Here is a 25,315-nt window from a genome sequence, read left to right on the forward strand (position 1 = left end):
GGGTCGTGCGAAAGGGACGGATCGAGTCTACCGGTCGGCGTCGCGGCGGCCGTCGGCATGGGGAGCGGCGGCGGGTCCGTCAGGCGACCCTTCCGTGGGTCCGCCCGCCGGTGCGTCGTCGTCATCGCCGGCCTCGCGGCGGGTGGGATCCGCGCCGCCGCTCAGGCTGTCCCAGGCGGCCACGGGATCCTGGCGCGGGACGATCCGGCGGGCGGGCGACGGGTCCGGCGCGTCGTACCGGGACCGGCGGGTGGGCCAGCGCGGCCCGGTGACCGCCACGAGGAGGCCCGTCAGCGCCGACGCGATGCCCGCGACCAGCGTGACCGGACCCCAGGGGGTCGTGGTCCACCCGTCGACGAGCTCCGCCACGGCCGATGAGCCCGCGACGCCCGTGACGGTCGTGACCGCGGCCTCGCCCGCCTGGACGGGGCCGGCGATCGCGGCGAACGCCGTGAGCGCGACCGTCGCGCCGATGAGCGCCTGGAGGATCCCGAGCACCACCCGGAGCACGCGGCTGGCGATGGCGAGGGCGCCCGCGAGGGCGAGGCTCGAGAGCGCGAGGGCGCTGAGCGCGGGGGCGGCGACGCTTCCCGCGACGGGCACGAGCGCAGGCGCCTGGCCCCCGATGCGCAGCGTCGACCAGTCCTGCGACCAGCCGAGGAAGGTGGCGGCGCTCGTGGCGAGGACGAGCAGGAGGGCGAGGGACTTCGTGCGGCGGGTGACCCGCATCAGCGCACGCGCCGCATGGCCTCGGCGACGGCCACGGCGCGCAGCGGGGCCGCGGCCTTGTTCTGCGACTCGAGGTACTCGGCGTCGGGGTCGGAGTCGGCGACCATGCCGCCGCCGGCCTGCACGTGCGCGATGCCGTCGACGATGGTGGCCGTGCGGATCGCGATGGCCAGGTCCGCGTCGCCCGCGAAGTCGAAGTAGCCCACCACTCCCCCGTACACGCCGCGCTGGGCGGGCTCGAGCTCGTCGATGATCTGCAGCGCACGCGGCTTGGGCGCGCCCGAGAGCGTGCCGGCCGGGAACGTGGCGCGGAAGACGTCGATGCTCGAGACGCCGGGCCGGAGCGTGCCCTCGACCGAGCTGACCAGGTGCATGATGTGGCTGAACCGCTCGACGCGCATGAACTCGGTGACCTCGACGGATCCCGGGGCGCACGCCTTCAGCATGTCGTTGCGCGCGAGGTCGACCAGCATGAGGTGCTCGGCGCGCTCCTTCGGGTCGGCGAGGAGGGACTCCTCGTGGGCGACGTCCTCCTCCACGGTGGCGCCGCGGGGCCGGGATCCCGCGATGGGGTGCATGTAGACGTGGTCGTCGGTGACCGTGACGAGCGCCTCGGGCGAGGATCCGACGATGGAGTACGGCTTCCCGTCGGCGTCCTCGAGCGTGAGCAGGTACATGTAGGGGCTCGGGTTGAGCACGCGCAGGATGCGGTAGACGTCGATCGGGTCGGCCATGGTCGGCTGGTCGAAGCGCTGCGAGACGACGACCTGGAAGACGTCGCCCTCGTGGATGTGGTGCTTGCTGCGCGCGATCGCCTCGTGGAAGTCGGCGGGTTCGGTGCGGAGGACGGGCGAGGGCTGCGCCTGGAGGTCGACCTCGGCGAGGAAGGTCTCCGACGGGCGCGCGAGGTCGGCCTGCATCCGGTCGAGGCGCGTCTGCGCGTCGGCCCACATGGCGTCCTCGGCGTCGACGCCGTCGTTGAGGGCGGTCGCGACGAGCGTGACGGTGCCGCGGCGGTGGTCGAGCACGGCGAGCTCGGAGACGAAGCTGAGCGCCTGGCCGGGCACGGGGACCTCGGCGGGCGGACGGTCCGGCAGGCGCTCGATCTGGCGCACGGCCTCCCAGCCGATGAAGCCCACGAGGCCGCCCGTGAGCGGCGGCAGACCGGGGATGCGGGGCGTCTCCCAGCGCGCGTAGAGCGCCGCGAGGGCCGCGAGGGGACCGTCGGGCGCGTCGTCGCCGAGGGCGCGGCGGGCGTCGATGCCGTAGTCGAGCCAGCGGGCCTCGTCGCCGTGCTGCGTGAGCACGCCGAAGGACGAGACGCCGACGAAGGAGAAGCGGGTCCAGATGCCGCCCTGGCCGGCGGACTCGAGCAGGAAGCTGCCCGGGCGTCCCGCGGTGAGCTTGCGGTGGACGCCCACGGGCGTCTCGCCGTCGGCGAAGACCTCGCGGAGCACCGGGATCACCCGGTGGTCGACGGCGAGGGCGCCGAAGGCCTCCCGGGTCGTCGTGCCGGGTGCGGGGACGGACGCGGCGGGGCGGGGGGACTCGCTCATGGGGTGGGCCCTTCGTCGGCGGCGGGACGCGCGCCCGTGACGGGGTGGAGGTGGTCGGCGTCGAAGCAGGTGCGCGTGCCGGTGTGGCAGGCCACTCCTACCTGGTCGACCTGGACGAGGACCGTGTCGCCGTCGCAGTCGAGCGCCGCGTCGCGGACGTACTGGCCGTGACCCGACGTGTCGCCCTTCCGCCAGTACTCGCTCCGGGAGCGCGACCAGAACGTGACGCGGCCGGTGGTGAGCGTGCGGCGGAGGGCCTCGCGGTCCATGTAGCCGAGCATGAGGACCTCGCGCGTGTCGTGCTGCTGGATCACGGCGGGGAGCAGCCCGTCGTCGGCGAAGGACGCGCGGGCGAGGATGCCGTCGACGTCGGGATCGCCGTGCCCGCGGGGGTCGAGGGGGGCTGCGCTCATCGTCGGACCACCTGACCGGCGTCCGCGAGGGCGCCCTTGACGTCGCCGATGGTGAACCGACGGGAGTGGAAGACGCTCGCGGCGAGCACGGCGTCGGCGCCGGCCTCGATCGCGGGCGCGAAGTGGTCGAGCTCGCCCGCGCCGCCCGATGCGATGACGGGCACGCGGCTCGCGGCGCGCATGGCGGCCACGAGCTCGAGGTCGAAGCCGTCGCGCGTGCCGTCGGCGTCGATGGAGTTGACGAGCAGCTCACCGGCGCCGCGCTCGACGGCCTCGCGGGCCCACGCCACCGCGTCGATGGTCGTCCGCGTGCGGCCCCCGTGCGTGGTGACGACGAAGCCGGACTCGGTGTCGCCGCGCGTCACGTCGAGGGAGAGGACGCAGACCTGCGCGCCGAACCGGTCGGCGATCTCGCTCACGAGGTCGGGACGCGCGATGGCCGCGCTGTTGACGCCGATCTTGTCGGCGCCGCTCGCGAGCAGCCGCGCCACGTCGTCGGCGCTGCGCACTCCCCCGCCGACGGTGAGCGGGATGAAGACCTGCTCGGCGGTGGCGCTCACGACGTCGTACATCGTCGAGCGGTCCTCGACCGTGGCCGTGACGTCGAGGAAGGTGAGCTCGTCGGCGCCCTGCTCGTAGTAGAGGCGCGCGAGCTCGACGGGATCGCCCGCGTCCTGCAGGTCGAGGAAGTTGACGCCCTTGACGACGCGGCCGGCGGCCACGTCGAGGCACGGGATGACGCGGACGGCGAGGTCGCCGGAGGACGGGGCCCCGGACGCGGGCCGGTCGGCGGGAACGGCGGCCACGGTCAGATCCGGGCGGCGTGGATGGGGCTGACCAGGATGGCGCGCGCGCCGACCTCGTGCAGGCGGTCCATGATCTGGTTCGTGTCGTCGCGCGGCACCATCGAGCGCACCGCGACCCACGCGGGGTCCTGCAGCGGCGAGATGGTGGGCGACTCGATGCCCGGCGTGATGGCCGTGGCGGCGTCGAGCAGGTCGAGCGGCACGTCGTAGTCCATGAGCACGTAGCGGCGGGCGACGAGCACGCCCTCGAGGCGGCGGAGCAGCGTCGCGGCGCCCGGCTTCTCCTCGGCGCCCGAGATGAGCACGGCGGTCGAGCGGAGGATCACAGGGCCGAAGATCTCGAGCCCGGCCTTCCGCAGCGTGGTGCCGGTCTCGACGACGTCGGCGATGGCGTCCGCGACGCCCAGCTGGATGGCGGACTCGACCGCGCCGTCGAGGCGGATGAGCTGCGCCTCGACGCCGTGCTCGCGGAGGAAGCCGCCGACGAGGACGGGGTAGCTGGTCGCGATGCGGACTCCGGCGAGGTCCTCGAGGTCGGCGAAGCGGCCGACGGGGCCGGCGAAGCGGAACGTGGATCCCGCGAAGCCGAGCTCCGCGGTCTCGGAGGCGTCGGAGGCCGAGTCGATGAGGAGGTCGCGGCCGGTGATGCCGACGTCGAGCGCGCCGGATCCGACGTAGGTCGCGATGTCGCGCGGGCGGAGGTAGAAGAACTCGACGTCGTTGCGCGCGTCGAGGACGTAGAGCTCCTTGGGGTCGCGACGGCCGGCGTACCCGGCCTCGGCGAGCATCTGGGCGGCGGTCTCGGCGAGCGAGCCCTTGTTGGGCACGGCGACACGGAGCATGGGGATCACTTCTTCCAAGAGGGGGACGACGGGTGACGGATGCGCGTCACAGATGTCGGCCGACGTCCTCCAGGGTGAGGCCGCGCGCGATCATCATGACCTGCACGTGGTAGAGCAGCTGCGAGATCTCCTCGGCGGCGCGGTCGTCGGACTCGTGTTCGGCCGCCATCCAGACCTCGGCGGCCTCCTCGACGACCTTCTTGCCGATCGCGTGCACGCCGCCGTCGAGCTCGCGGACGGTGCCGGACCCCTCGGGCCGCTCGGCGGCGATGCGGGTCAGCTCGCCGAACAGGTCATCGAAGGTCTTCACGTGCTCCAGGGTACAGCCGCACGAGGGGGCCCCGGCACGACGACGGGAGGCCGGGAGCGATGCGCTCCCGGCCTCCCGGTGGTGGTGCTGGTGCTGCGACGCTGGTCGCTAGCCGACGCCCTGCAGGTCGATCACGAAGATCAGGGTGCGGCCGGAGAGGCGGTGGCCGCCGCCCGCGGGGCCGTAGGCGAGCTCCGGCGGCACGACGAGCTGGCGGCGTCCGCCGACCTTCATGCCGGGGATGCCCTTCTGCCAGCCGGCGATGAGGCTCCGGAGGGGGAAGCGCACGGACTGGCCGCGGCTCCACGAGGAGTCGAACTCCTCGCCGGACTCGAAGTCGACGCCGAGCTAGTGGACGTCGACGGTGTCGCCGGGCTGGGCCTCGGGGCCGTCGCCCACGGTGATGTCGGAGATGGTGAGCTCTGCGGGGGCCGGGCCGTCGACGGGCTCGACCTCGGGCTTCGTGGTGTCGGTCATGGATCCAGTCAAGCAGATCCGCGCGCGCGTCCCGTCAGTGGGCGTGGGTATGCGCCTCGGCCGCGCGACGGAGCTCGGCGATGGCCGCCTCGGGGTCGCCGCCGCGGAAGACGCCGGATCCGGAGACGAACGTGTCGGCGCCGGCCTCGGCCGCCCGGCCGATGGTCTCGACGTCGATGCCGCCGTCGACCTGGAGCCACACGTCGTGGCCGGACTCGCGGAGGCGCGAGCGAAGGGCGCGGAGCTTCGGCATCGTCTCGGGCATGAAGGACTGGCCGCCGAAGCCGGGCTCGACCGTCATCACGAGCACCTGGTCGAACTCGTGCAGCAGCTCGAGGTAGTCGTCGACGGGCGTGCCGGGCTTCAGCGCGATGCCGGCGCGCGCACCGATCTCGCGGAGCCGCCGGGCGAGCGCGACCGGCTCGCGCGTGGCCTCGGCGTGGAAGGTGACGCTCGCGGCGCCCGCCTCCGCGTAGCCGGGGGCCCAGCGGTCGACGTCGTCGATCATGAGGTGGATGTCGAGCGGGACGGGCGTCACCTGCTGCAGGCGCTGCACCATCGGCAGACCGAACGTGAGGTTCGGGACGAAGTGGTTGTCCATGATGTCGACGTGCACGAGGTCGGCGGTGGCGAGGCGCTGGATCTCGCGCTCCAGGTTCGCGAAGTCGGCGGACAGGATGCTCGGTTCGATGCGGACGGGCATGGCCCCGATCCTACCGGCGGGTCAGCAGGGCGATGAACATGGCGTCCGTGCCGTGCCGGTGCGGCCAGAGCTGCACGCTGGATCCGTGGGTCGAGGCGTCCGCGTCGGCCGCGGGCAGCTCGAGGTCGCCGTCGGCCACCTCCTGCAGCACCGCGCGCGTGTCGCGCGCGGACACGTCGGGATGGCGCTGGAGCGCGGCCTGCACGATGGCGCGCGTCTCGGCGAGGTGCGGCGAGCACGTGACGTAGGCGAGGATCCCGCCGGGCGCGAGCGCGCCGATCGCGGAGTCGATGAGGCCGGCCTGCAGGGCGCCGAGGCCCGCGACGTCGCGCGGGGTCTTCCGCCAGCGCGCCTCGGGCCGTCGGCGGAGGGCACCGAGGCCGCTGCACGGCGCGTCGAGCAGGATCCGGTCGAAGGCGCCGGGGTGCTCCTCCCCCACGGTCGTGCCGTCGAGCTCCCAGACCTCGGTGTCGCCGGGGACGGCGCGGAGGGCATCGCGCACGAGGCCCGCGCGGGCGGGGACGAGCTCGTTCGCGGTGAGCAGGGCGCCGGAGCGGCCGGCCTCCGCGGCGAGCAGCGCGGCCTTGCCGCCGGGGCCCGCGCACAGGTCGAGCCAGCGCTCGCCGGGGGTGACGGCTCGGGCGCGGCTGAGCGCGAGGGCGGCGAGCTGCGAGCCCTCGTCCTGCACGCGGACGCGGCCGTCGGCGACGCCGGGCGCGTCCATCGGGTCGCCGCCCTCGAGGTAGGCGCCGAGCGGCGAGAAGGCGGCGGGCTGCTCGCCGGTCTCCTCGACGGTCGCGAGGCCCGGGAGCGCGACGAGGCTGACGGCGGGCGCAGCGTTGTCGGCGCGCAGCAGGTCCTCGAGCTCGTCGTCGCGGCCCTCGCGGGCGAGCGCCTGGCGGAGGGCGCGCAGCACCCACAGCGGGTGGGAGTGCTCGAGGGCGAGGCGCTCGTCGTCGCTCGCGGCGCTGTCGAGCACGCGCTGCCGCCACTCGTCGGGCTCCGAGCGAGTGATGGTGCGGAGCACGCCGTTGACGAAGCCCGTGGCCGAACGGGATCCGACCGCGCGCGCCATGTCGACGCCCTCGTTGACGGCCGCGTGGGTGGCGACGCGCATACTGAGGAGCTGGTGGACCGAGAGGCGCAGCACGTCGAGGATGGGCGCGTCGATCGCCGTCACCGGGCGGCCGGCGGCGAGCTCGATGACGCGGTCGTAGTAGCCGGACATGCGCAGGGTGCCGTAGGTCAGCTCGGTGGCGAGCGCGGCGTCCTGCGCGCTGAGGGCGGCACGGCGGATCCTGACGGGCAGCAGGAGGTTCGCGTACGCGTCCGACTCGCGGACCGCGCTGACGACCTCGTAGGCGACGCGGCGAGCCGGGCTGACGGACGACGGGCCGCCGACGTCGGCGCGGTCGGCGGGTCGGCGGCGGTCCGCTCCCGCGGGTCGGCGACCGGGGGATCCTGTGCTCTCGCTCATCGTGCGATCACGTCCTTCGTGGTCACGCCGCGCCACCGGTCGGCGGCGGGGGATCCTGTGCTCTCGCTCATCGTGCGATCACGTCCTTCGTCGTGACGCCGCGCCACCAGTCGGCGGCGGGCATGGGGCTCTTGCCCGCGGGCTGCACCTGGATGAGCTCGACGGGGTGGCTGGCGGTGCCGATCGCGACGCGGCCGTCGAGCGCGGCGATGCGTCCGGGCTCGAGCGGGGCGGCGTCGCGGAGGGCGGCCGCGCGGTGGATCTTGAGGCGCACGTCGTCCACGGACGTGTGCGCGCCGGGCTCGGGCGTGACGCCGCGGATCCGGGCCAGCACCTCGTCGGCCGACCGCGCCCAGTCGACGCGGCCGTCGTCGATCGTCGTCTTCGGCGCGAGCGTCGGCTCGCCCTCCTGCGGGCGCGCGACCGCGGTGCCCGCGCCGATGGCGTCGACCGTGCGCGCCAGCAGGTCCGCGCCCTGCACCGCGAGCGCGTCGAGCACGTGGCCGGCCGTCTCGTGGTCGCCCGTGGGCCGCTCCTCCATCGAGAAGACGGGCCCCGTGTCCATGCCGCGCTCCAGCTGGAAGACGCTCGCGCCCGTGACGCGCTCCCCCGCCATGATCGAGCGCTGCACGGGGGCGGCGCCGCGCCACCGGGGCAGCAGCGAGAAGTGCAGGTTGATCCATCCGCGCGCGGGCGTCGACAGCAGCGGCTCGCGCACGAGGCCGCCGTACGCGACGATCACGCCGAGCTCGGCCCCGACCGCCGCGATGCGGGCGGTCGCGTCGTCGTCGAGCCGGTTGACGCGGAGGGTCGGGATACCGAGGCGCTCGGCCTCCGCGGCGACGGGCGACGGGGTGAGCACGCGCTTCCGGCCGAGCGGCGCGTCGGCGCGCGTGACGACCAGCGCGACCTCGTGGCCGGATGCGGCGAGCCGCTGGAGCGAGGGCACGGCGGCGAGGGGCGTGCCGGCGAAGACGAGTCTCATTCGGGTCCATTCCGGGGACGGCGTGCGGGGTGGTCGGGGCGGACGGTGGAGGCGGCCGCCGGGGCGATGGCCGGGACGGCGGGACCGGGCGCGCGGGCCGCGCGGCGGTCGCGGATCAGAACAGCCCCGTGTCGTCGAACCGTACACGGAGCGGGACCGTGGGCCGGAACCCGGTGCGGCCCGCGACGGGCTTCCGGCGGCTCGAGGCGTTCCGCACGACGGCCGCGCGCAGCTCGCGCGCCGCGTCGGGACCGCTCGCGTAGTCGAGGCGGACGATGGCGCGCACGCGGCCCTGCTCGGTGGGCACCGGGCCGAGGACGTCGACCCCCTCGATGCCGTCGAGCCGCTCGACCGCCTGGCCGACCGCGTCCGGCAGGCCCTCGACGCTCGCGGCGCGCACGGCGGGCGGGAAGCGCAGGGCGCGGCGCTCGAGGAGCTCCTCGCGCGCGTACCGCGGCTGCTGCCAGGTGGCGAGGGCGCGGGCGACCTGGCCGCCGACGCCGACGAGCATCACGGGCGCGCGCGGCGCGGCGAGGGCGGCGGCGTTCGACCACTGGCGGAGCACGTCCTCCCCCACCCGCAGGCTCTCGCGGGCGAGCATCCGCTCCCCGTCGAGCAGCAGGATCGCGCGGTAGCCGCCCGCGGCGACGGGCTCGGCCCCGCGCGTGGCGACGACGAGCCGCGACTCCGCGTCGACCTCCTGCACGTGGCGCTCGCCGTCGGCCAGCACGACCTGCACGCAGGGGAACGCACGTCCCAGCTCCTCCGCCGTGCGGCCCGCGCCGATGGTGACGAGGCGCAGCTCGTCGGATCCGCAGTTGACGCAGCGCCAGTCGCCGGCGAGGTGCCCGCACCAGCCGCAGGTGGGCGTGCTCGTGGCGGTGGACATGCCGAGCGGGCCCGTGCAGACGGTGCAGCGCGCGGCCTGGCGGCAGGCCCGGCAGGCGACGAGCGGCGCGTAGCCGGGTCGGGCGACCTGGATGAGCACCGGCCCGTGCTCGACCGCGTCCTTGGCCGCGCGCCAGGCGCCCGACGGGATCCGCGCCTGCCGGGCGAACCCCTCGTCGCCCGTCTGCGAGGTGGTCGGGATCACCCGCGGGGTCCGGTTTTTCTCCGGCGCGACGCTCGACAGGTAGCCGATCGCGACGAGCCGCTCGACCTCGGTGCTCCGCGAGTGCGCGAGCAGCACGAGCGCCGTGCCCTGCTGACGGCTGCGCAGGAGCGCGACGTCGCGCGCGTGGGCGTAGGGACTGAGCGGCTCGGCGTGCAGCGGATCGCCCTCGTCCCACATCGCGACGAGGCCGAGTCGCGGCGCGGGCGCGTAGACGGCGGAGCGGTTGCCGACCACGATGCGCGGCTCGTCGCCGAGGCCGGCGAGGAAGGAGCGGTAGCGGTCGGGGCCGGACTGGCGCGCGTCGGTGCGCGTCACGGATCCGGCGGGGGCGTGCGCGGCCAGGGCCGCCTCGAGCTGGTCCTGGTCGCGGTAGTCGGGCACGACGAGGACGCTGCTGCGGCCGGATGCGAGGACGCGCGCGGCGGCCTGCGCCAGCGTCACGGCCCAGCGGCCAGCCCACACGCCGCCGGGCAGCTCGACGACCTCCGGGATGGCGTCGACGGCCACGCGACCGGATCCGTCGACCGCCGCGGCGAGGCCGTCGGGGGCGTACCCGTCGATGGGTGGGAGCGCGGCGGGCGGCAGCGCGGCGGGCGGGGCCGGGTCGAGCGGAGCGGCGGCGGCGGCGACCGGCGCGGCGACGGCGACGGCGACGGCGTCGGCGTCGGCGTCGGCCTCCGCCGGGGTCGCCGCCATCGCCGCCAGGTGCGCCTTCTCGACGCGCACCTGGCGCGGCGGGACGGCCAGGCGGATCACGTCGGACGCGGTCCCTGCCTGCCGGTCGGCGACCTCCCGTGCGAGCGTCCAGATCTCCGGCCGGAGCACGGGCAGCGGCGACACGACCTGCTCCACCTCGCTGAGGGCGCCGTCGTAGCCCCGTCCGTCGCCGACCTCGATGACGTAGCCGTCGGCCACGCGACCCGCGGACCGCAGCGGCACGCGCACGCGCACGCCGGGCACGCACGTCGCGCGGAGCGGCTCGGGGACCGCGTAGTCGAAGAGGCGGTCGAGCTGCGGCAGCGGGGAGTCCACCATCACCCGGACGACGGGCGGGCGCGCGCCCGCGGGGACGGCCGTCGCGGCGCCGTCGGACGGATCCCCCGCGGTCACCGGACCCTCCCGGTCATGCCGGGACCCGGGCGGCGGGGCGCGTCAGAGGCCCGCGGCGCTCTGCAGGTCGGCGACACGGTCGAGCGCCTCCCAGGTGAAGTCCGGCAGCTCGCGGCCGAAGTGCCCGTAGGCGGCGGTCTCCGCGTAGATGGGTCGGAGCAGGTCGAGCCGCTCGACGATGGCGGCGGGGCGCAGGTCGAAGGTCTCGCGGATGGCGCGCACGATGCGGTCTTCGGGCACGTGCGCCGTGCCGAAGGCCTCGACGTAGAGCCCGACGGGCGCGGCCTTGCCGATCGCGTACGCCACCTGGACCTCGAGCCGGTCGGCGAGGCCCGCGGCGACCGCGTTCTTCGCGACCCAGCGCATGGCGTACGCGGCGCTGCGGTCGACCTTGGACGGGTCCTTGCCGCTGAACGCGCCGCCGCCGTGCCGGCTGAAGCCGCCGTACGTGTCGACGATGATCTTGCGTCCCGTGAGCCCCGCGTCGCCCTTGGGCCCGCCGATCTCGAACTTGCCGGTGGGGTTGATGAGCAGGGTCGCGTCGCGGGAGTCGAGCTCGATGCCGATCTCCGCCGCGGCCGCGAGCACCGGCCGGATGACGTGCTCCTCGACCTCGCGGCGGAGGTCCTCCTGGGAGACCTGCGGGCCGTGCTGGGTGGAGAGCACGACCGTGTCGACCGTGCGCGGCACGAGGCCCTCGTAGCCGATGGTGACCTGCGTCTTGCCGTCGGGCCGGAGGTAGGACAGCTCGCCCGAGTGGCGGACGGCCGCGAGTCGCTCGGCGAGGCGGTGCGCGAGGTAGATCGGCAGGGGCATGAAGACGGGGGTGTCGCGCGACGCGTAGCCGAACATGAGGCCCTGGTCGCCGGCGCCCTGCAGGTCGTGCGCGTCGGTGGACGCGGATCCCGAGCGGGACTCGTACGAGCGGTCGACGCCCTGCGCGATGTCGGGCGACTGCGCGCCGATGGAGACGGTGACGCCGCAGTTGCTGCCGTCGAAGCCGACCTCGGAGGAGTCGTAGCCGATGTCCCGGATGCGGTCGCGCACGATCTGCGGGATGTCGACGTACCCGCTCGTGGTGACCTCGCCGGCGACGTGCACGAGCCCCGTGGTGACGAGCGTCTCGACGGCCGCGCGGCTCGACGGGTCCTGCGTGAGCAGCGCGTCGAGGATACTGTCCGAGATCTGGTCGCAGATCTTGTCGGGGTGGCCCTCGGTGACGGACTCGGAGGTGAACAGGCGCAGGTCGGTCACGGGTGGCTCCAGGGGGATCGCGTGGTCGCGCGCCTGGCGCTACTGCGAGGCCGGCGCGCCCACTACGTCGAGAATTCGATGGGCCACCTGCTCCTTGGAGCCTGCGGCCTCGGCCAGTGTATCGCCGGACCTGTCGAGCACCGTGATCGTGTTGCCCTCCGTGGCGAAGCCCTCGCTCCAGCCGACCCTGTTGAGGACGAGCAGGTCGCAGCCCTTGCGGGCGAGCTTCTGGCGGCCGATCCGCAGGAGCTCGTCCGGGTCCTGCTCGGTCTCCGCGGCGAAGCCGACGACGATGCGGCGCGTGCCGTCCGCGCGCGGCACGGCGGCATCCGCGGCCAGCCGCTGGAGGATGTCGGGGTTGCGCACGAGCTCGACGGAGAGGGCGTCGCCCGCCTCCTCCTTCTTGATCTTGCCCGCGGACACGGAGACGGGCCGGTAATCGGCGACGGCCGCCGCCATGATCACGACGTCGGCATCGGCGGCCTCGCGCACCATCGCGTCGGACAGCTCGAGCGCGGTCGACACGGGCACGACCCGGATGCCGGCGGGCGCCGGCACCTCGAGGTGCGCGGCGACGAGCACGACGTCGGCTCCGCGGTCGCGCGCGGCGACGGCGAGGGCGACGCCCTGCCGGCCGGACGAGCGGTTGCCGAGGAAGCGCACGGGATCCAGGGGCTCGCGCGTGCCGCCCGCGGACACGACGATGCGGCGGCCCTCGAGGTCGCGTCCGCCGGGGCGGACCGCGGCGAGGGCCGCGGCGATGACGTCCTCGACCTCGGCCATGCGGCCGGGCCCGGAGTCCGTGCCGGTGAGGCGTCCCGACGTGGGGCCGACGAGCGTGGCGCCGCGGGAGCGAAGGAGCGCCGCGTTCGCCTGGGTGGCCGGGTGCTGCCACATCTCGGTGTGCATCGCGGGGGCGATGACGAGGGGCGCGCGGCTGGCGAGGATCGTGGTGCCGAGCAGGTCGTCCGACAGCCCGAGCGCCATGCGTGCGAGGGTGTGCGCGGTGGCCGGGGCGACGACAATGAGGTCGGCCTTCTGGCCGAGCGCGACGTGGCGGACCTCGGACACCCCGTCGTAGAGGTCGCTCGTGACCGGATTGCGGCTCACGGCCTCGAGCGTGGGCTTCCCGACGAAGCGGAGCGCCGCCTCGGTGGGCACGACGTGCACGTCGTGGCCGAGGAGCACGAGCCCCCGGACCACGCCGACGGCCTTGTAGGCCGCGATGCCGCCCGTGATCCCCACGACCACCATCACGCGGCGGCGCTCCGGGGCTCGAGGGCGGGGAGGACGTGCGGCGTGCGGTCGGCGCGGGGCATCCGGGACGGCGAGCGGCTAGGAGGCCGCGGGCTCCACGATGGGCGTGGCGACGAGCTTGTCCTCGTTGATCTCGTGCATGGCGACCGAGAGGGGCTTGTCGTCGATGGTGCTGTCGACGAGCGGTCCGACGTTGTCGAACAGGCTGCCCTCGTGCAGGTCGGCGTAGTAGTCGTTGATCTGGCGGGCCCGCTTGGAGGCGAAGATCACGAGCGCGTACTTCGAGTCGACCTTCGAGAGGAGCTCGTCGATGGGCGGGTCGATGATGCCCTGGGTCTTGTCAACCATGGATGTGCCGCTTCCTCATTGCATGGAAGAAGGCCGTGCAGGTCCGCTTCATGGACCGACGGCCTTCCTGGATCTCATCAAGTCTACGACCTCGCGCGCCGCCTCCGCGACATCCCGGTTGACGACGAGGTGGTCGAACTCGTCCTGCGCGGCCAGCTCGACCTTCGCGGTGTCCAGGCGGCGCTGCTGCTCCTCGGGCCCCTCGGTGCCGCGACCGACCAGGCGGCGCACGAGCTCCTCCCAGGTGGGCGGCAGCAGGAACACGAGGCGCGCTTCGGGCATCGCGGCCTTCACCTGGCGCGCGCCCTGGATGTCGATCTCGAGCAGGACGCTGCGGCCCTCGGCCAGCGCGGCGTCGATCGGCGCGCGCGGCGTGCCGTAGCGGTGGGCGTTGTGCACCGTGGCCCACTCGAGCAGCTCCTCGTGCTCGACCATGCGGTCGAACTCGGCGTCGGAGACGAAGTAGTAGTTGACGCCCTCGACCTCGCCCGGACGCGGCGCGCGCGTGGTGGCGGAGACGGAGAGCAGCACGTCGGGCTCGTTCTCGCGGATGAAGGTGGAGACCGTGCCCTTGCCGACCGCCGTGGGTCCCGCGAGCACGACGAGCCGGCTGGGCTCGACGATCTGCTTGGCGGCCTGCCACTCCTCGAGGAACCGGGTGAGGCGCACGCGCTGGTGCACGCCCAGCCCGCCGAGGCGCTTGGCCGTGGAGATGCCGAGGTCGCCGAGGATCCGCTCGAGCTTGGTGGGGCCGATGTTCGGGATGCTGGTGAGGAACTCGGTGACGCGGAGCGTGGCCTCGGCGCGGTGTCCGGGATCCGCCGACGCGTCGAGGACGCCCAGCGGCGTGCGCTCCCCCGTGACGATGTCGTGCTTCACCTGCGCGCGTGCGCGGCGGGCGGCGACGGCGGCCTGCGATGCGGCGACCCGGTCGACCTCGGGTGGTTCGGGCCTCATGGCAGCACCTCTTCGAGTCGTCCGGCGTGGTCGGTGACGGCCTCCGCGACACGCCGTGGCCCTGCCGTGAGGATACTCCGCGACGCGGCCGCGATCACAACGCCGGCGGCCGGTCCGAACAGCGACCGGACATCGCCGAGCAGCGCGCCCTGGTGGCCGAAGCCGGGCGCGAGGATCGGCGTGCGGGTGAGCCGGGCGAGGTCGAGGCCGGCGTCGGCGGCGTCGACGGTCGCGCCGACGACGAGGCCGAATGACCCGGGATCGGCCGACGGGTCGTCGAGCGGGCCATTCGCGGCGACGGCGGCGTCCTGGATCCCCCGGGCGACCGTGCGGGCGGCGGCGGATCCGTCACCCGGGAGCACGGCGCGCTGCAGGTCGCGCGCCTCCGGGTTGGAGGTCGCGGCGAGGACGAAGACGCCCGCGCCCCAGCCGTCCGCGGCGGCGCGCACGCCGTCGAGGGATCCGACGCCCGTGTACGCCGTGAGGGTCACGGCGTCAGCGCGCAGCGCGCTGTCGGGCGCGAGCCACGCGGCGCCGTACGCGTCGACCGTGGAGCCGATGTCGCCGCGCTTGGCGTCGGCGATCACGAGGAGGCCGGCGTCGCGCGCGGCGGCGAGCACGCGCTCGAGGGCGGCGTACCCGGCGGATCCGTGGCGCTCGAAGAACGCGACCTGCGGCTTGACGATGCCGGCGCGCCCCGCGGTCGCCTCCACCACGCGCAGCCCGAACTCCTCGAGGCCGCGTGCGTCGTCGTCGAGGCCCCACGCGTCGAGCAGCGACCGGTGCGGGTCGATGCCCACGCAGAGGTGCCCGTGCACGCGGAAGGTGCGGGCCAGCCGCGCGCCGAACGACGGGGCGTCGGGAACCGCCCCGCCGTCCGCGGTCGTCACCTGCGGGCCTCGCGGGCGATCGCGTAGTCCTGCAGGCTCGTGACGTCGAAGCCGGCGCGGATGGCGTCGAAGGACGCCACCGCGGCCGTGAGCTGCGCGATGGTCGTGAACAGCGGCTTGTCGGCCGCCACGGCCGCCGCGCGGATCTCGTAGCCGTCCGCGCGCGCCGTGCGGCCCGACGGCGTGTTGATGACGACGTCGACCTCGTCGCGGTTGATGAGGTCGACGATCGACGGCGAGTCGCCCGCCGCGGGCTCCTCGCTGTACTTGCGGACGACGCGCGCCTGGATCCCGTTGCGGCTGAGGATCTCCGCCGTGCCCGCGGTCGCGAGCACCTCGAAGCCCAGCTGCTGGAGCCGGAGCACCGGCAGCACGATCGAGCGCTTGTCGCGGTCGGCGACCGAGACGAACACCGTGCCGGAGAGCGGGAGGCCGCCGAACGCCGCCTCCTGGCTCTTCGCGAACGCGCGCGGGAAGTCGCGGTCGATGCCCATGACCTCGCCGGTGGATCGCATCTCCGGGCCGAGCACGGAGTCGACGATGAGGCCGTCCTTCGTGCGGAACCGCTTGAAGGGCAGCACGGCCTCCTTGACGGCGACGGGCGAGTCCATCGGCACGTCGGATCCGTCGCGCTCGGGGAGGAGGCCCGAGGCCTTGAGCTCGGCGATCGAGGTGCCGACCATGACGAGCGACGCGGCCTTCGCGAGCGGGATGCCGAGCGCCTTGGAGACGAACGGCACCGTGCGGCTCGCGCGCGGGTTCGCCTCGAGGACGTAGAGCACGCCAGCACCGATCGCGAACTGCACGTTGAGGAGGCCGCGCACGCCCACGCCCTCGGCGATGGCGCGCGTGGCGTCGACGACCTGCTGGATCTGGCCGCGGCCGAGCGTCACGGGCGGGAGCGTGCAGCTCGAGTCGCCCGAGTGGATCCCGGCCTCCTCGATGTGCTCCATCACGCCGCCGACGTAGAGCTCGGTGCCGTCGTAGATGGCGTCGATGTCGATCTCGATGGCGTCGTCGAGGAACCGGTCGATGAGGAGGGGCTTCCCCTCGCCGATGATGCCCTGGTCGGCCATGCGCAGGAAGTAGTCGTGCAGCGTCGCGGTGTCGAACACGATCTCCATGCCGCGGCCGCCGAGCACGTAGCTCGGGCGGACGAGCACGGGGTAGCCGATCTCCTCCGCGACGACCACGGCCTCGTCGATCGCGACGGCCGTGCCGTTGCGCGGGGCGACGAGCCCGGCGGCGTCGAGGATCCCGGAGAACAGGCCCCGCTCCTCCGCGAGGTCGATGGCCGAGGGGCTCGTGCCGAGGATCGGGACGCCCGCGGCCTCGAGGCCCTTCGCGAGCCCGAGCGCGGTCTGGCCGCCGAGCTGCACGACGACGCCGACGAGCTCGCCCGCCTGCTGCTCGACGTGCACGATCTCGAGCACGTCCTCGAGCGTGAGCGGCTCGAAGTAGAGCCGGTCGCTCGTGTCGTAGTCGGTCGAGACCGTCTCCGGGTTGCAGTTGATCATGATGGTCTCGAACCCGGCGTCGGCCAGCGCGAAGGACGCGTGGACGCACGAGTAGTCGAACTCGATGCCCTGGCCGATGCGGTTCGGGCCCGAGCCCAGGATGATCACCTTGCGGCGGTCGGACGGCACGATCTCCGTCTCGGAGTCGTAGCTGGAGTAGTGGTACGGCGTGAGGGCGGGGAACTCGCCCGCGCACGTGTCGACCGTCTTGAAGACCGGGCGGATGCCGGCGGCGTGGCGCGCGTCGCGCACCTCCTGCTCGCCGATCCCGCGGATCTCGGCGATCTGCGCGTCCGAGAAGCCGTGGTCCTTCGCCTCGCGGAGCGTCGGGGCGTCGAGCTCGTCGGCGTCGCGCACGGCGTCGGCGACCTCGTTGATGAGCACGATCTGGTCGATGAACCAGGGGTCGATCTTCGTAGCGTCGAAGACCTGCTCCGGGGTCGCGCCCGCGCGGAGCGCCTGCTGCACCGTGACGATGCGGCCGTCGGTGGGGATCCGGCTCGTCTCGAGCAGCTCCTCGACCGAGCGGCTCTCGGCGCCCCAGTGGAACGAGGATCCGCGCTTCTCGAGCGAGCGCAGCGCCTTCTGCAGCGCAGTGGAGTAGTTGCGTCCGATGGCCATGGCCTCGCCCACCGACTTCATGGTGGTCGTGAGCTCGGCGTCGGCGGCCGGGAACTTCTCGAACGCGAACCGCGGCACCTTGACGACCACGTAGTCGAGCGTGGGCTCGAAGCTCGCGGGCGTGACCTTGGTGATGTCGTTCGGGATCTCGTCGAGGCGGTACCCGATGGCGAGCTTCGCCGCGATCTTGGCGATCGGGAAGCCCGTGGCCTTCGACGCAAGCGCGCTGGAACGGGAGACGCGCGGGTTCATCTCGATGACGATGAGGCGGCCGTTCGTCGGGTCCACCGCGAACTGGATGTTGCAGCCGCCCGTGTCGACGCCCACCCGGCGGATGATGTCGATGCCGATGTCGCGCATGTGCTGGTACTCGCGGTCGGTGAGCGTGAGCGCCGGCGCGACCGTGATCGAGTCGCCCGTGTGCACGCCGACCGGGTCGACGTTCTCGATGGAGCAGACGACGACCGTGTTGTCGGCCGTGTCGCGCATGAGCTCCAGCTCGTACTCCTTCCAGCCGAGGATCGACTCCTCGAGGAGCACCTCGGTGGTGGGGCTCGACTGCAGGCCGTCGGCGACCATGCGCTCGAGCTCCTGACGCGTGTGCGCGAAGCCGGAGCCGAGGCCGCCCATGGTGAAGGACGGGCGGATCACGAGCGGGTAGCCGAGGTCCTCGGCGAACTCCACGGCCTGCTCGAGCGTCTTCGCGACGTGCGAGCGGGCGACGTCGGCGCCGGACTCGATGACGAGGTCCTTGAAGAGCTGGCGGTCCTCGCCCTTCTGGATGGCCTCGACCTTGGCGCCGATGAGCTCCACGCCGTGCTTGGCGAGGATGCCGAGCTCGTCGAGGCGGATGGCCGCGTTGAGCGCCGTCTGGCCGCCGAGCGTCGGGAGCACCGCGTCGGGGCGCTCCTTGATGATGATCTTCTCGAGCACCTCGCTCGTGATCGGCTCGATGTAGGTCGCGTCTGCGAAGCCCGGGTCGGTCATGATCGTGGCGGGGTTCGAGTTCACGAGGATGACGCGCACGCCCTCCTCGCGGAGCACGCGGCAGGCCTGCGTGCCGGAGTAGTCGAACTCGGCGGCCTGGCCGATGACGATCGGCCCGGAGCCGATGACGAGGACGCTGTTGATGTCGTCGCGCTTGGGCATTACACGGTCTCCTGGGGGGTCGCGGCGGCGGGGGCGGTGCCCGACGCGTCGTGGATCAGCTGGACGAACCGGTCGAAGAGGTACGACGAGTCGTGCGGGCCCGCGGCCGCCTCCGGGTGGTACTGGACGCTGAACGCGGGGATGTCGAGGCAGTTGAGGCCCTCGACGACCTGGTCGTTGAGCGAGACGTGGCTGACCTCCGCGCGGCCGAAGCCGGCGGGGCTGTCCACCGGTCCGTCGAGCGGCGCGGACACCGCGAAGCCGTGGTTCTGGCTCGTGATCTCGACGCGGCCGGTGCGGCGGTCGAGCACGGGCTGGTTGATCCCGCGGTGGCCGAAGGGCAGCTTGTAGGTGTCGAAGCCGAGGGCGCGGCCGAGGAGCTGGTTGCCGAAGCAGATCCCGAAGAACGGGATGCCCTTCCGCAGCACGTCCTGGAGCAGCTCGACGTGGTACTGCGAGGCCTCGGGGTCGCCGGGGCCGTTCGAGTAGAAGACCGCGGTGGGCGCCAGCTCCTCGAGCTCGGCCGTGGTGATCGACTGCGGCACGACGTGCACGTCGAGGCCGCGAGCGGCGAGGTGCTTGACCGTCGCGGTCTTGATGCCGAGGTCGAGCACGGCGACGGATCCGATGCGCTCGCCGACCGCGGGGATCGTGTACGTCTCCCGGGTCGAGACCTCGGCGGAGAGGTTGCGGCCCGCCATGTCGGGCGCCTGCCGCACCTGCGCGAGCTGCTCCTCGTCGCTGAGCGACGCGGCCTCGCCGGAGAAGACGCCGGCGCGCATGGCGCCCTCGTCGCGGATCCGGCGCGTGACCGCGCGCGTGTCGATGCCGGAGATGCCGACGACGCCCTGGGCGACGAGGTCGTCCTCGAGGGTGCGCGTGCCGCGGAAGTTCGAGACCACGCGGGAGGGGTCGCGGACGACGTAGCCGGCGACCCAGATGCGGCGCGATTCCATGTCGTCGTCGTTCATGCCGGTGTTGCCGATGTGCGGCGCCGTCTGGAGGACGATCTGCCCCGCGTAGGACGGGTCGGTGATCGTCTCCTGGTAGCCGGTCATGCCGGTGGCGAAGACGGCCTCGCCGAGGCTCACGCCGCGGGCGCCGTACGCGCGTCCGACGTACCTCCGCCCGTCCTCGAGTACCAGGACCGCCGGTTCGTGTCGGGCCATGTCGGTCACTTCCCTTCGTTGTCGTCGTCGTGCGCGAGGCGCGGGATCTGGTGGAGGGCGTCGACGAGCGCGGTCTTCTCGCGCGGGTCGATCACCCGGAGGTACGTGTCGACCGAGGTGCCCGCGGTCTCGTCGAGGACCCAGGTGACGGCCACGAGGCCGCCCTCCTCCACGACGCGGTCGATCGCGTAGGTCGCGAGCCCGGATCCGGTGATCCTGTCAGCGGGCACGAGCACCTCGCGCTCGCCGTCGATCGCGAGCACGAGCCCCGCGTCGTGCACCCGGGCCGCCGCGCGGCCGCGGAAGCCGAGGGGGCGGACGGTCAGCCGGTCGAGGGGCTCGCCGGCCGTGGTCGTGGCGACGTAGAGCACGTCGACCTCGAGGACGGGCGCGCCGAGCCCGGCGGGCGGACTCGGCGGCTCCGGCAGCGCGCGCTGGCGGCGGCGTCGCGCGCGCCAGCCGAGCACCATGAGGGCGAGCAGGAGGACGAGGAGCGCGATCACGGTGACCGCGGGTCCGAGGCGGCCGCTCATGCGCCGCTCCCCCGCGTCGCCACGGCGGCGTCGCGTGCGTCGGCGTCCGCGCGGTCGCGGAGGACGGCGGCGCGCGCGACGGTCTCGCGGTCGACGAGCGCGCCGTCGAGCACGGTCGGGTAGCCGCGGTGGAAGGTCGCGACCACGCGGCCGGGCAGCGTCATCTCGAGGTAGGGCGAGTTGCCGCTGAGGCCGCCGAGGTCGTCGCGGCCGAAGACGCGCGACGCGGACGGGTCGTACAGCGTGATGTCGGCCGGGGATCCGCCCGCCAGCGCGTGCCCGTGCTCGGCGAGCCGGCCGATGCGCGCGGGCGCGTGCGACATGACGCGCGCGACGCCCGCCCAGTCGAGGAGGCCGGTGTCGACCATGGCGAGCTGGACGACCGAGAGCGCCGACTCGAGGCCGACCATGCCGAACGCGGCCGCGTCCCACTCGCAGTCCTTGGCCTCGGTCGGGTGCGGCGCGTGGTCGGTCGCGACCACGTCGATCGTGCCGTCGGCGAGGGCGGTGCGGAGGGCCTCCACGTCCTCGCGGCGGCGGAGCGGCGGGTTCACCTTGTAGCGGGCGTCGTAGCCGGCGACCAGGTCCTCGGTGAGGAGGAGGTGGTGCGGCGTGACCTCCGCGGTGACGTCGACGCCGCGGGCCTTGGCCCAGCGGATCACGTCGACGGAGCCCGCGGTGGAGACGTGGCAGACGTGCAGGCGGGATCCGACGTGCTCGGCGAGCAGCACGTCGCGCGCGATGATCGACTCCTCGGCGACCGCGGGCCAGCCCGTGATGCCGAGCTCGCCGGACAGCGCGCCCTCGTTCATGGTGGCGCCCTCGGTGAGGCGCGGGTCCTGCGCATGCTGCGCGATGACGCCGTCGAAGGCCTTCACGTACTCGAGCGCGCGGCGCATGAGCAGCGGATCCGAGACGCACTTCCCGTCGTCGGAGAAGACGCGGACGGCCGCCCGGCTGGAGGCCATCGCGCCGATCTCCGCCATCGACTCCCCGGCGAGGCCCACCGACACGGCGCCGATGGGGCGCACGGTCGCGTAGCCGGCCGCGTCGCCGAGGGCCTTGACCTGCTCGACGACGCCCGCGGTGTCCTGCACGGGCATGGTGTTCGCCATCGCGAAGACCGCGGTGAAGCCGCCGAGGGCCGCCGCGCGGGATCCGGTGAGCACGGTCTCGCTCTGCTCGTAGCCGGGCTCGCGGAGGTGCACGTGCAGGTCGACGAGGCCGGGCAGCGCGACGAGGCCGTCGGCCCCGACCACGTGGGCACCGGCGGGCGCGTCGAGGTCGGGCCCGATCTCGCGGATCAGCCCGTCGGCGACGAGGATGTCGGCGCGCTCGCCCGACGGCAGGGTCGCGCCGCGGATCAGGTGGGTGTCGTTCTGGGTCATCGGTCGGCCTTCCCGTCGCCGGACAGCAGGAGGTAGAGGACGGCCATGCGCACCGAGACGCCGTTGGCGACCTGCTCGCGCACCGTGGACCTCTCCGAGTCGGCGGCGGCGGCGGATATCTCGAGCCCGCGGTTCATGGGCCCCGGGTGCATGACGATCGTATCGGGCCCGAGGAGGGCGAGCCGCGCGTCGTCGAGTCCCCAGATGCGCGCGTACTCGCGCGGGTTGGGGAAGAAGGCGGCGCGCATGCGCTCGGCCTGGATGCGGAGCATCATCACGGCGTCGGGCGCGCCGTCGCGGAGGGCGGCGTCGAGGTCGTAGCGGACGGTGACGGGCCAGGATCCGACGCCCACCGGCACGAGCGTGGGCGGCGCGACGAGCGTGACCTCGGCACCGAGCGTCGTGAGCAGCCACGCGTTCGAGCGGGCGACGCGGGAGTGGAGCACGTCGCCGACGATGACGACGCGCGTGCCGTCGAGGCCCTTCCCGCGCGCGGCGGATCCGTGCAGCCGGCGGCGGATGGTGAACGCGTCGAGCAGCGCCTGCGTGGGGTGCTCGTGCGTGCCGTCGCCCGCGTTGACGATGCCGGCGTCGATCCACCCGCTGCCCGCGAGCGTGTGCGGCGCGCCCGAGGACGGGTGCCGGACGACCACGCCGTCGGCGCCCATCGCCTGCAGGGTCTGCGCGGTGTCCTTGAGGCTCTCGCCCTTGGAGACGCTCGACCCCTTGGCGCTGAAGTTGATGACGTCGGCCGAGAGGCGCTTCGCGGCCGCCTCGAACGAGATGCGGGTGCGGGTCGAGTCCTCGAAGAAGAGGTTGACGACCGTGCGGCCGCGGAGGGCGGGGGTCTTCTTGATCTCGCGCGTGCCGACGTCGGCCATGTCCTCGGCGACGTCGAGGATGCGCACGGCCTCGTCGCGGGACAGGTCGCGGGTGGAGAGCAGGTGCCTCATCGGGTCGTCCCCTCGGCGGCGGACCCGGTGGCGGGCTCGTCGTCGGGCCCGGCGATGCTCACCGAGTCCTCGCCGTCGGTCTCGTCGAGCCGGACGAAGATCCGCTCGGAGAGGCTCGACGGCAGGTTCTTGCCCACGAAGTCGGCGCGGATGGGGAGCTCGCGGTGGCCGCGGTCGACCAGGGCGGCGAGGCGCACGGCCGTGGGGCGGCCGAGGTCGCCGATGGCGTCGAGGGCGGCGCGCACGGTGCGGCCGGAGAAGAGCACGTCGTCGACGAGCACGACCGTGCGGCCGTCGACGCCGCCGGCGGGCAGGCGCGTGGGCGACGGCGCGCGGGTCGGGTTCCGCTGCAGGTCGTCGCGGTACATGGTGACGTCGAGCGAGCCCACCAGGTCGGCGGGGGCCTCGGGCTCGAGGCGGGCGATGATCCGGCCGATGCGCTCGGCGAGGACGGTGCCGCGGGTGGGGATCCCGAGGAGCAGCAGGCCGTGGGGGCCGCGGTTCGACTCGAGGATCTCGTGGGCGATGCGCGTGAGCGCTCGGGTGATGTCAGAGGGCTGCAGCACGGTGCGCTGAGGCAATCCGACCTCCTTCCCCGCCTCTCGGGACGGATGTTAAAGGTGGTCTGTTCCGCGGACACTCTAGCGGGTGTCCCCCGGACGCGGGGCCCGCCGCACGGCCCGCGCGTGTCCTCAGCGCGCGGACGCGTCGAGCACCGCGCGGATCCGGCCCAGCACGGCCGCGTCCTGCAGGCTGGTGGCGTCGCCGAGGGTCCGGCCCTCGACCAGGTCGGCGAGGAGGCGGCGCATGATCTTGCCCGAGCGCGTCTTCGGCACGTCCGGCACGGCGACGATGCGGCGGGGCTTCGCGACCGGCCCGATGGCGCGCGCGACGTGGGCCGTGAGGACGGGCCCGAGCTCCGCGGCGAGCGCGGCCCAGCCGGCCGCGTCGTCGTCCGCGGGGCGGTCGTCGCCGCGCGGGACGACGAACGCGACCACGCGCTGGCCGGTGAGGTCGTCGGCGACGCCCGTCACGCCCGCCTCCCCCACCCGCGGGTGCGCGACGAGCGCCGACTCGATCTCGATGGTGGACAGCCGGTGCCCGGAGACGTTGACGACCTCGTCGATCCGACCCTGGAGCGCGATGTCGCCGTCGGCGTCGCGCCGGGCGCCGTCGCCGGCGAGGAACCAGCCGCGGTCGGCGAAGCGCTCCCAGTAGGCGCTGCGGTACCTGGCCGGGTCGCCCCACACCGTGCGGGCCATGCCGGGCCAGGGACGCTGGATCACGAGGAGGCCGGCCTCGCCCGGCGCCGTGGGTTCGCCGTCGTCGTCGACCACGTCGACCCGGAAGCCGGGCAGGGCGCGGCCGGCGGCTCCGGGCTTGAGGGTCGAGACGCCGGGCAGCGGCGCGATGACGGCGGCCCCCGTCTCCGACTGCCACCACGTGTCGACGACGGGCGCGGATCCTCCGCCGATCTCGCGGTGGAACCAGCGCCAGGCCGCGGGGTTGATGGCCTCCCCCACCGATCCCAGCAGCCGGATGCTCGACAGGTCGTGCCCGGCGACGCCGTCGGGGTACCAGCCCATGAGCGAGCGGATGAGCGTGGGCGCCGTGTAGTAGGTCGTGACGCCGTACCGCTCGATGACCTCGAGGTGCCGGCCGCGGTGGGGCGTGTCGGGCGTGCCCTCGTAGATCACCTGCGTGAGGCCGTTGGACAGCGGCCCGTAGATCTCGTAGGTGTGCGCGGTGACCCACGCGAGGTCGGCCGTGCACCAGTGCACGTCGTCGGGCCTCGCGTCGAAGTGCGCCCAGTGCGCCCAGGACGCGTGGGCGAGGTAGCCGCCGGAGGTGTGCACGAGGCCCTTGGGGCGGCCCGTGGTGCCGGACGTGTAGATGATGAAGAGCGGATGCTCGGCGTCGAAGGCGCGCGGCTCGTGCTCGGGCGACGCGGATCCCACGGCGTCGTGCCACCAGACGTCGCGGCCCGCGGTCCACGGCACGTCCTGGCCGGTGCGGCGGACGACGAGCACGTGCTCGATCGACGCGACGCCCGCCACGGCCTCGTCGGCCTGCGGCTTCGTGGCGACGGCGGATCCGCGGCGGTTCTGCCCGTCGCTCGTGATGAGGAGCTTCGCGCCCGTGTCCTCCACCCGGAAGCGCAGCGCCTCCGCGGAGAAGCCGCCGAAGACGAGCGAGTGGACGGCGCCGATGCGCGCCACCGCCAGGGTCGCGACGATCGTCTCCACGAGCACGGGCAGGTAGATCACGACGCGGTCGCCGGGGCCGACGCCGAGCGCGGTGAGGGCGTTGGCGGCGCGGGACACCTCCTCCTGGAGGTCGCGGTAGGTGACCGTGCGCCGGTCGCCGGGCTCGCCCTCGAAGTGCAGCGCGACCTTCTCGCCCCGGCCCGCCGCGACGTGGCGGTCGACGCAGTTGGCGGCGACGTTGAGCCGGCCGCCCGCGAACCACGTGGCGGCGGGGACCTGCGGGGTGCCGTCGGCGGCGACCGGCGGGATCCACGTGTGCGCCGTGTGCCAGGGCGTCTCCCAGTCGAGGCGGCGGGCGGCCTCCTCCCAGAAGGCGACCGGATCCGCCTCGGCGCGCACGTACGCCTCCGCCGTGACGTTCGCCGACGCGGCGAGCGCGGCGGGCGGCGGGAAGAGGTCCTGCTCGGCGGCGGGTGCGGTCTCGGCCTGCTCGGTGCGCTGCGAGGTCATGCGCCGACGCTACGTGCGCGCCGGCCGGGATCCGGAACCG

Annotated in this window: 22 protein-coding genes and 1 pseudogene; all 23 read right to left on the bottom strand. The window is 74.0% G+C overall.

Annotated features, from left to right (window positions below; all coding sequences use genetic code 11):
• Nucleotides 1-27: 27 nt before the first annotated feature.
• The 23 genes and pseudogenes from CMS_RS09955 to acs all read right to left on the bottom strand — a co-directional run bounded on the left by CMS_RS09955 (nt 28) and on the right by acs (nt 25,275).
• Nucleotides 28-729, bottom strand: coding sequence for a Trp biosynthesis-associated membrane protein (locus tag CMS_RS09955; RefSeq protein ID WP_012299338.1), 702 nt, complete (start codon nt 727-729; stop codon nt 28-30).
• Entirely contained in the window at nt 729-2,285 is a 1,557-nt protein-coding gene (locus CMS_RS09960) for an anthranilate synthase component I (RefSeq protein WP_012299339.1), read from the bottom strand. The genes CMS_RS09955 and CMS_RS09960 overlap by 1 nt, the downstream gene beginning before the upstream one ends.
• Nucleotides 2,282-2,698, bottom strand: a complete 417-nt coding sequence (gene hisI, locus CMS_RS09965; protein WP_012299340.1) for a phosphoribosyl-AMP cyclohydrolase — start codon at nt 2,696-2,698, stop codon at nt 2,282-2,284. The genes CMS_RS09960 and hisI overlap by 4 nt, the downstream gene beginning before the upstream one ends.
• Nucleotides 2,695-3,504, bottom strand: coding sequence for an imidazole glycerol phosphate synthase subunit HisF (gene hisF, locus CMS_RS09970; RefSeq protein WP_012299341.1), 810 nt, complete (start codon nt 3,502-3,504; stop codon nt 2,695-2,697). The genes hisI and hisF overlap by 4 nt, the downstream gene beginning before the upstream one ends.
• Nucleotides 3,505-3,506: 2 nt before the next feature.
• On the bottom strand, nt 3,507-4,346 hold the full coding sequence (gene hisG / locus CMS_RS09975; protein ID WP_012299342.1) for an ATP phosphoribosyltransferase: 840 nt from the start codon (nt 4,344-4,346) through the stop codon (nt 3,507-3,509).
• A gap of 46 nt (nt 4,347-4,392) precedes the next feature.
• Entirely contained in the window at nt 4,393-4,656 is a 264-nt protein-coding gene (locus CMS_RS09980) for a phosphoribosyl-ATP diphosphatase (RefSeq protein WP_012038459.1), read from the bottom strand.
• Nucleotides 4,657-4,764: 108 nt separating this feature from the next.
• Nucleotides 4,765-5,133, bottom strand: a pseudogene (locus CMS_RS09985) (FKBP-type peptidyl-prolyl cis-trans isomerase).
• A 34-nt stretch (nt 5,134-5,167) separates the two neighbouring features.
• A complete protein-coding gene (gene rpe / locus CMS_RS09990) occupies nt 5,168-5,836 on the bottom strand; it encodes a ribulose-phosphate 3-epimerase (protein ID WP_012299343.1) in 669 nt (222 codons plus the stop codon).
• Nucleotides 5,837-5,846: 10 nt separating this feature from the next.
• Nucleotides 5,847-7,313, bottom strand: a complete 1,467-nt coding sequence (locus CMS_RS09995) for an RsmB/NOP family class I SAM-dependent RNA methyltransferase (RefSeq protein ID WP_012299344.1) — start codon at nt 7,311-7,313, stop codon at nt 5,847-5,849.
• A 67-nt stretch (nt 7,314-7,380) separates the two neighbouring features.
• Nucleotides 7,381-8,298: a methionyl-tRNA formyltransferase gene (gene fmt, locus CMS_RS10000; RefSeq protein WP_012299345.1), complete on the bottom strand. Its 918-nt coding sequence runs from the start codon at nt 8,296-8,298 to the stop codon at nt 7,381-7,383.
• Nucleotides 8,299-8,413: 115 nt separating this feature from the next.
• Nucleotides 8,414-10,522, bottom strand: coding sequence for a primosomal protein N' (locus tag CMS_RS10005; RefSeq protein WP_086935906.1), 2,109 nt, complete (start codon nt 10,520-10,522; stop codon nt 8,414-8,416).
• 42 nt (nt 10,523-10,564) lie between these two features.
• The gene (gene metK, locus CMS_RS10010; protein WP_012299347.1) at nt 10,565-11,776 is read right to left on the bottom strand and encodes a methionine adenosyltransferase; all 1,212 of its coding nucleotides are present in this window, start codon (nt 11,774-11,776) and stop codon (nt 10,565-10,567) included.
• Between the two features lie 39 nt (nt 11,777-11,815).
• A complete protein-coding gene (gene coaBC, locus CMS_RS10015; protein ID WP_012299348.1) occupies nt 11,816-13,033 on the bottom strand; it encodes a bifunctional phosphopantothenoylcysteine decarboxylase/phosphopantothenate--cysteine ligase CoaBC in 1,218 nt (405 codons plus the stop codon).
• 78 nt (nt 13,034-13,111) lie between these two features.
• Nucleotides 13,112-13,381, bottom strand: a complete 270-nt coding sequence (gene rpoZ, locus CMS_RS10020) for a DNA-directed RNA polymerase subunit omega (protein ID WP_012038467.1) — start codon at nt 13,379-13,381, stop codon at nt 13,112-13,114.
• Nucleotides 13,382-13,429: 48 nt separating this feature from the next.
• Nucleotides 13,430-14,338 carry a guanylate kinase gene (gene gmk, locus CMS_RS10025; RefSeq protein WP_041464606.1) on the bottom strand — a complete coding sequence of 303 codons (909 nt, stop codon included), beginning with the start codon at nt 14,336-14,338 and terminating at the stop codon, nt 13,430-13,432.
• Nucleotides 14,335-15,228, bottom strand: a complete 894-nt coding sequence (pyrF, locus tag CMS_RS10030; RefSeq protein WP_012299350.1) for an orotidine-5'-phosphate decarboxylase — start codon at nt 15,226-15,228, stop codon at nt 14,335-14,337. Before pyrF ends, gmk begins: the two co-directional genes overlap by 4 nt.
• On the bottom strand, nt 15,225-18,515 hold the full coding sequence (gene carB / locus CMS_RS10035) for a carbamoyl-phosphate synthase large subunit (protein ID WP_012299351.1): 3,291 nt from the start codon (nt 18,513-18,515) through the stop codon (nt 15,225-15,227). The genes pyrF and carB overlap by 4 nt, the downstream gene beginning before the upstream one ends.
• Nucleotides 18,515-19,684, bottom strand: a complete 1,170-nt coding sequence (gene carA / locus CMS_RS10040; RefSeq protein ID WP_041464992.1) for a glutamine-hydrolyzing carbamoyl-phosphate synthase small subunit — start codon at nt 19,682-19,684, stop codon at nt 18,515-18,517. The genes carB and carA overlap by 1 nt, the downstream gene beginning before the upstream one ends.
• Nucleotides 19,685-19,689: 5 nt before the next feature.
• On the bottom strand, nt 19,690-20,217 hold the full coding sequence (locus CMS_RS10045; protein ID WP_012299353.1) for a PH-like domain-containing protein: 528 nt from the start codon (nt 20,215-20,217) through the stop codon (nt 19,690-19,692).
• The gene (locus CMS_RS10050) at nt 20,214-21,605 is read right to left on the bottom strand and encodes a dihydroorotase (protein ID WP_012299354.1); all 1,392 of its coding nucleotides are present in this window, start codon (nt 21,603-21,605) and stop codon (nt 20,214-20,216) included. The genes CMS_RS10045 and CMS_RS10050 overlap by 4 nt, the downstream gene beginning before the upstream one ends.
• Nucleotides 21,602-22,558 carry an aspartate carbamoyltransferase catalytic subunit gene (locus CMS_RS10055; RefSeq protein ID WP_012299355.1) on the bottom strand — a complete coding sequence of 319 codons (957 nt, stop codon included), beginning with the start codon at nt 22,556-22,558 and terminating at the stop codon, nt 21,602-21,604. The genes CMS_RS10050 and CMS_RS10055 overlap by 4 nt, the downstream gene beginning before the upstream one ends.
• A complete protein-coding gene (gene pyrR, locus CMS_RS10060; RefSeq protein WP_012299356.1) occupies nt 22,555-23,139 on the bottom strand; it encodes a bifunctional pyr operon transcriptional regulator/uracil phosphoribosyltransferase PyrR in 585 nt (194 codons plus the stop codon). The genes CMS_RS10055 and pyrR overlap by 4 nt, the downstream gene beginning before the upstream one ends.
• 111 nt (nt 23,140-23,250) lie before the next feature.
• Complete coding sequence (gene acs, locus CMS_RS10065) at nt 23,251-25,275, bottom strand: acetate--CoA ligase (protein WP_012299357.1); 2,025 nt, start codon at nt 25,273-25,275, stop codon at nt 23,251-23,253.
• Between the last annotated feature and the right edge of the window lie 40 nt (nt 25,276-25,315).

It is taken from the genome of Clavibacter sepedonicus (genome assembly GCF_000069225.1).
In the GTDB taxonomy this organism is placed as follows: domain Bacteria; phylum Actinomycetota; class Actinomycetes; order Actinomycetales; family Microbacteriaceae; genus Clavibacter; species Clavibacter sepedonicus.

Coding starts and splice junctions, on each gene's coding strand:
- CMS_RS09955 (WP_012299338.1), bottom strand. CDS start 729: ATGCGGGTCACCCGCCGCACGAAGTCCCTCGCCCTCCTGCTCGTCCTC.
- CMS_RS09960 (WP_012299339.1), bottom strand. CDS start 2,285: ATGAGCGAGTCCCCCCGCCCCGCCGCGTCCGTCCCCGCACCCGGCACG.
- hisI (WP_012299340.1), bottom strand. CDS start 2,698: ATGAGCGCAGCCCCCCTCGACCCCCGCGGGCACGGCGATCCCGACGTC.
- hisG (WP_012299342.1), bottom strand. CDS start 4,346: ATGCTCCGTGTCGCCGTGCCCAACAAGGGCTCGCTCGCCGAGACCGCC.
- rpe (WP_012299343.1), bottom strand. CDS start 5,836: ATGCCCGTCCGCATCGAACCGAGCATCCTGTCCGCCGACTTCGCGAAC.
- CMS_RS09995 (WP_012299344.1), bottom strand. CDS start 7,313: ATGAGCGAGAGCACAGGATCCCCCGGTCGCCGACCCGCGGGAGCGGAC.
- fmt (WP_012299345.1), bottom strand. CDS start 8,298: ATGAGACTCGTCTTCGCCGGCACGCCCCTCGCCGCCGTGCCCTCGCTC.
- rpoZ (WP_012038467.1), bottom strand. CDS start 13,381: ATGGTTGACAAGACCCAGGGCATCATCGACCCGCCCATCGACGAGCTC.
- gmk (WP_041464606.1), bottom strand. CDS start 14,338: ATGAGGCCCGAACCACCCGAGGTCGACCGGGTCGCCGCATCGCAGGCC.
- carB (WP_012299351.1), bottom strand. CDS start 18,515: ATGCCCAAGCGCGACGACATCAACAGCGTCCTCGTCATCGGCTCCGGG.
- carA (WP_041464992.1), bottom strand. CDS start 19,684: ATGGCCCGACACGAACCGGCGGTCCTGGTACTCGAGGACGGGCGGAGG.
- CMS_RS10045 (WP_012299353.1), bottom strand. CDS start 20,217: ATGAGCGGCCGCCTCGGACCCGCGGTCACCGTGATCGCGCTCCTCGTC.
- CMS_RS10050 (WP_012299354.1), bottom strand. CDS start 21,605: ATGACCCAGAACGACACCCACCTGATCCGCGGCGCGACCCTGCCGTCG.
- CMS_RS10055 (WP_012299355.1), bottom strand. CDS start 22,558: ATGAGGCACCTGCTCTCCACCCGCGACCTGTCCCGCGACGAGGCCGTG.
- acs (WP_012299357.1), bottom strand. CDS start 25,275: ATGACCTCGCAGCGCACCGAGCAGGCCGAGACCGCACCCGCCGCCGAG.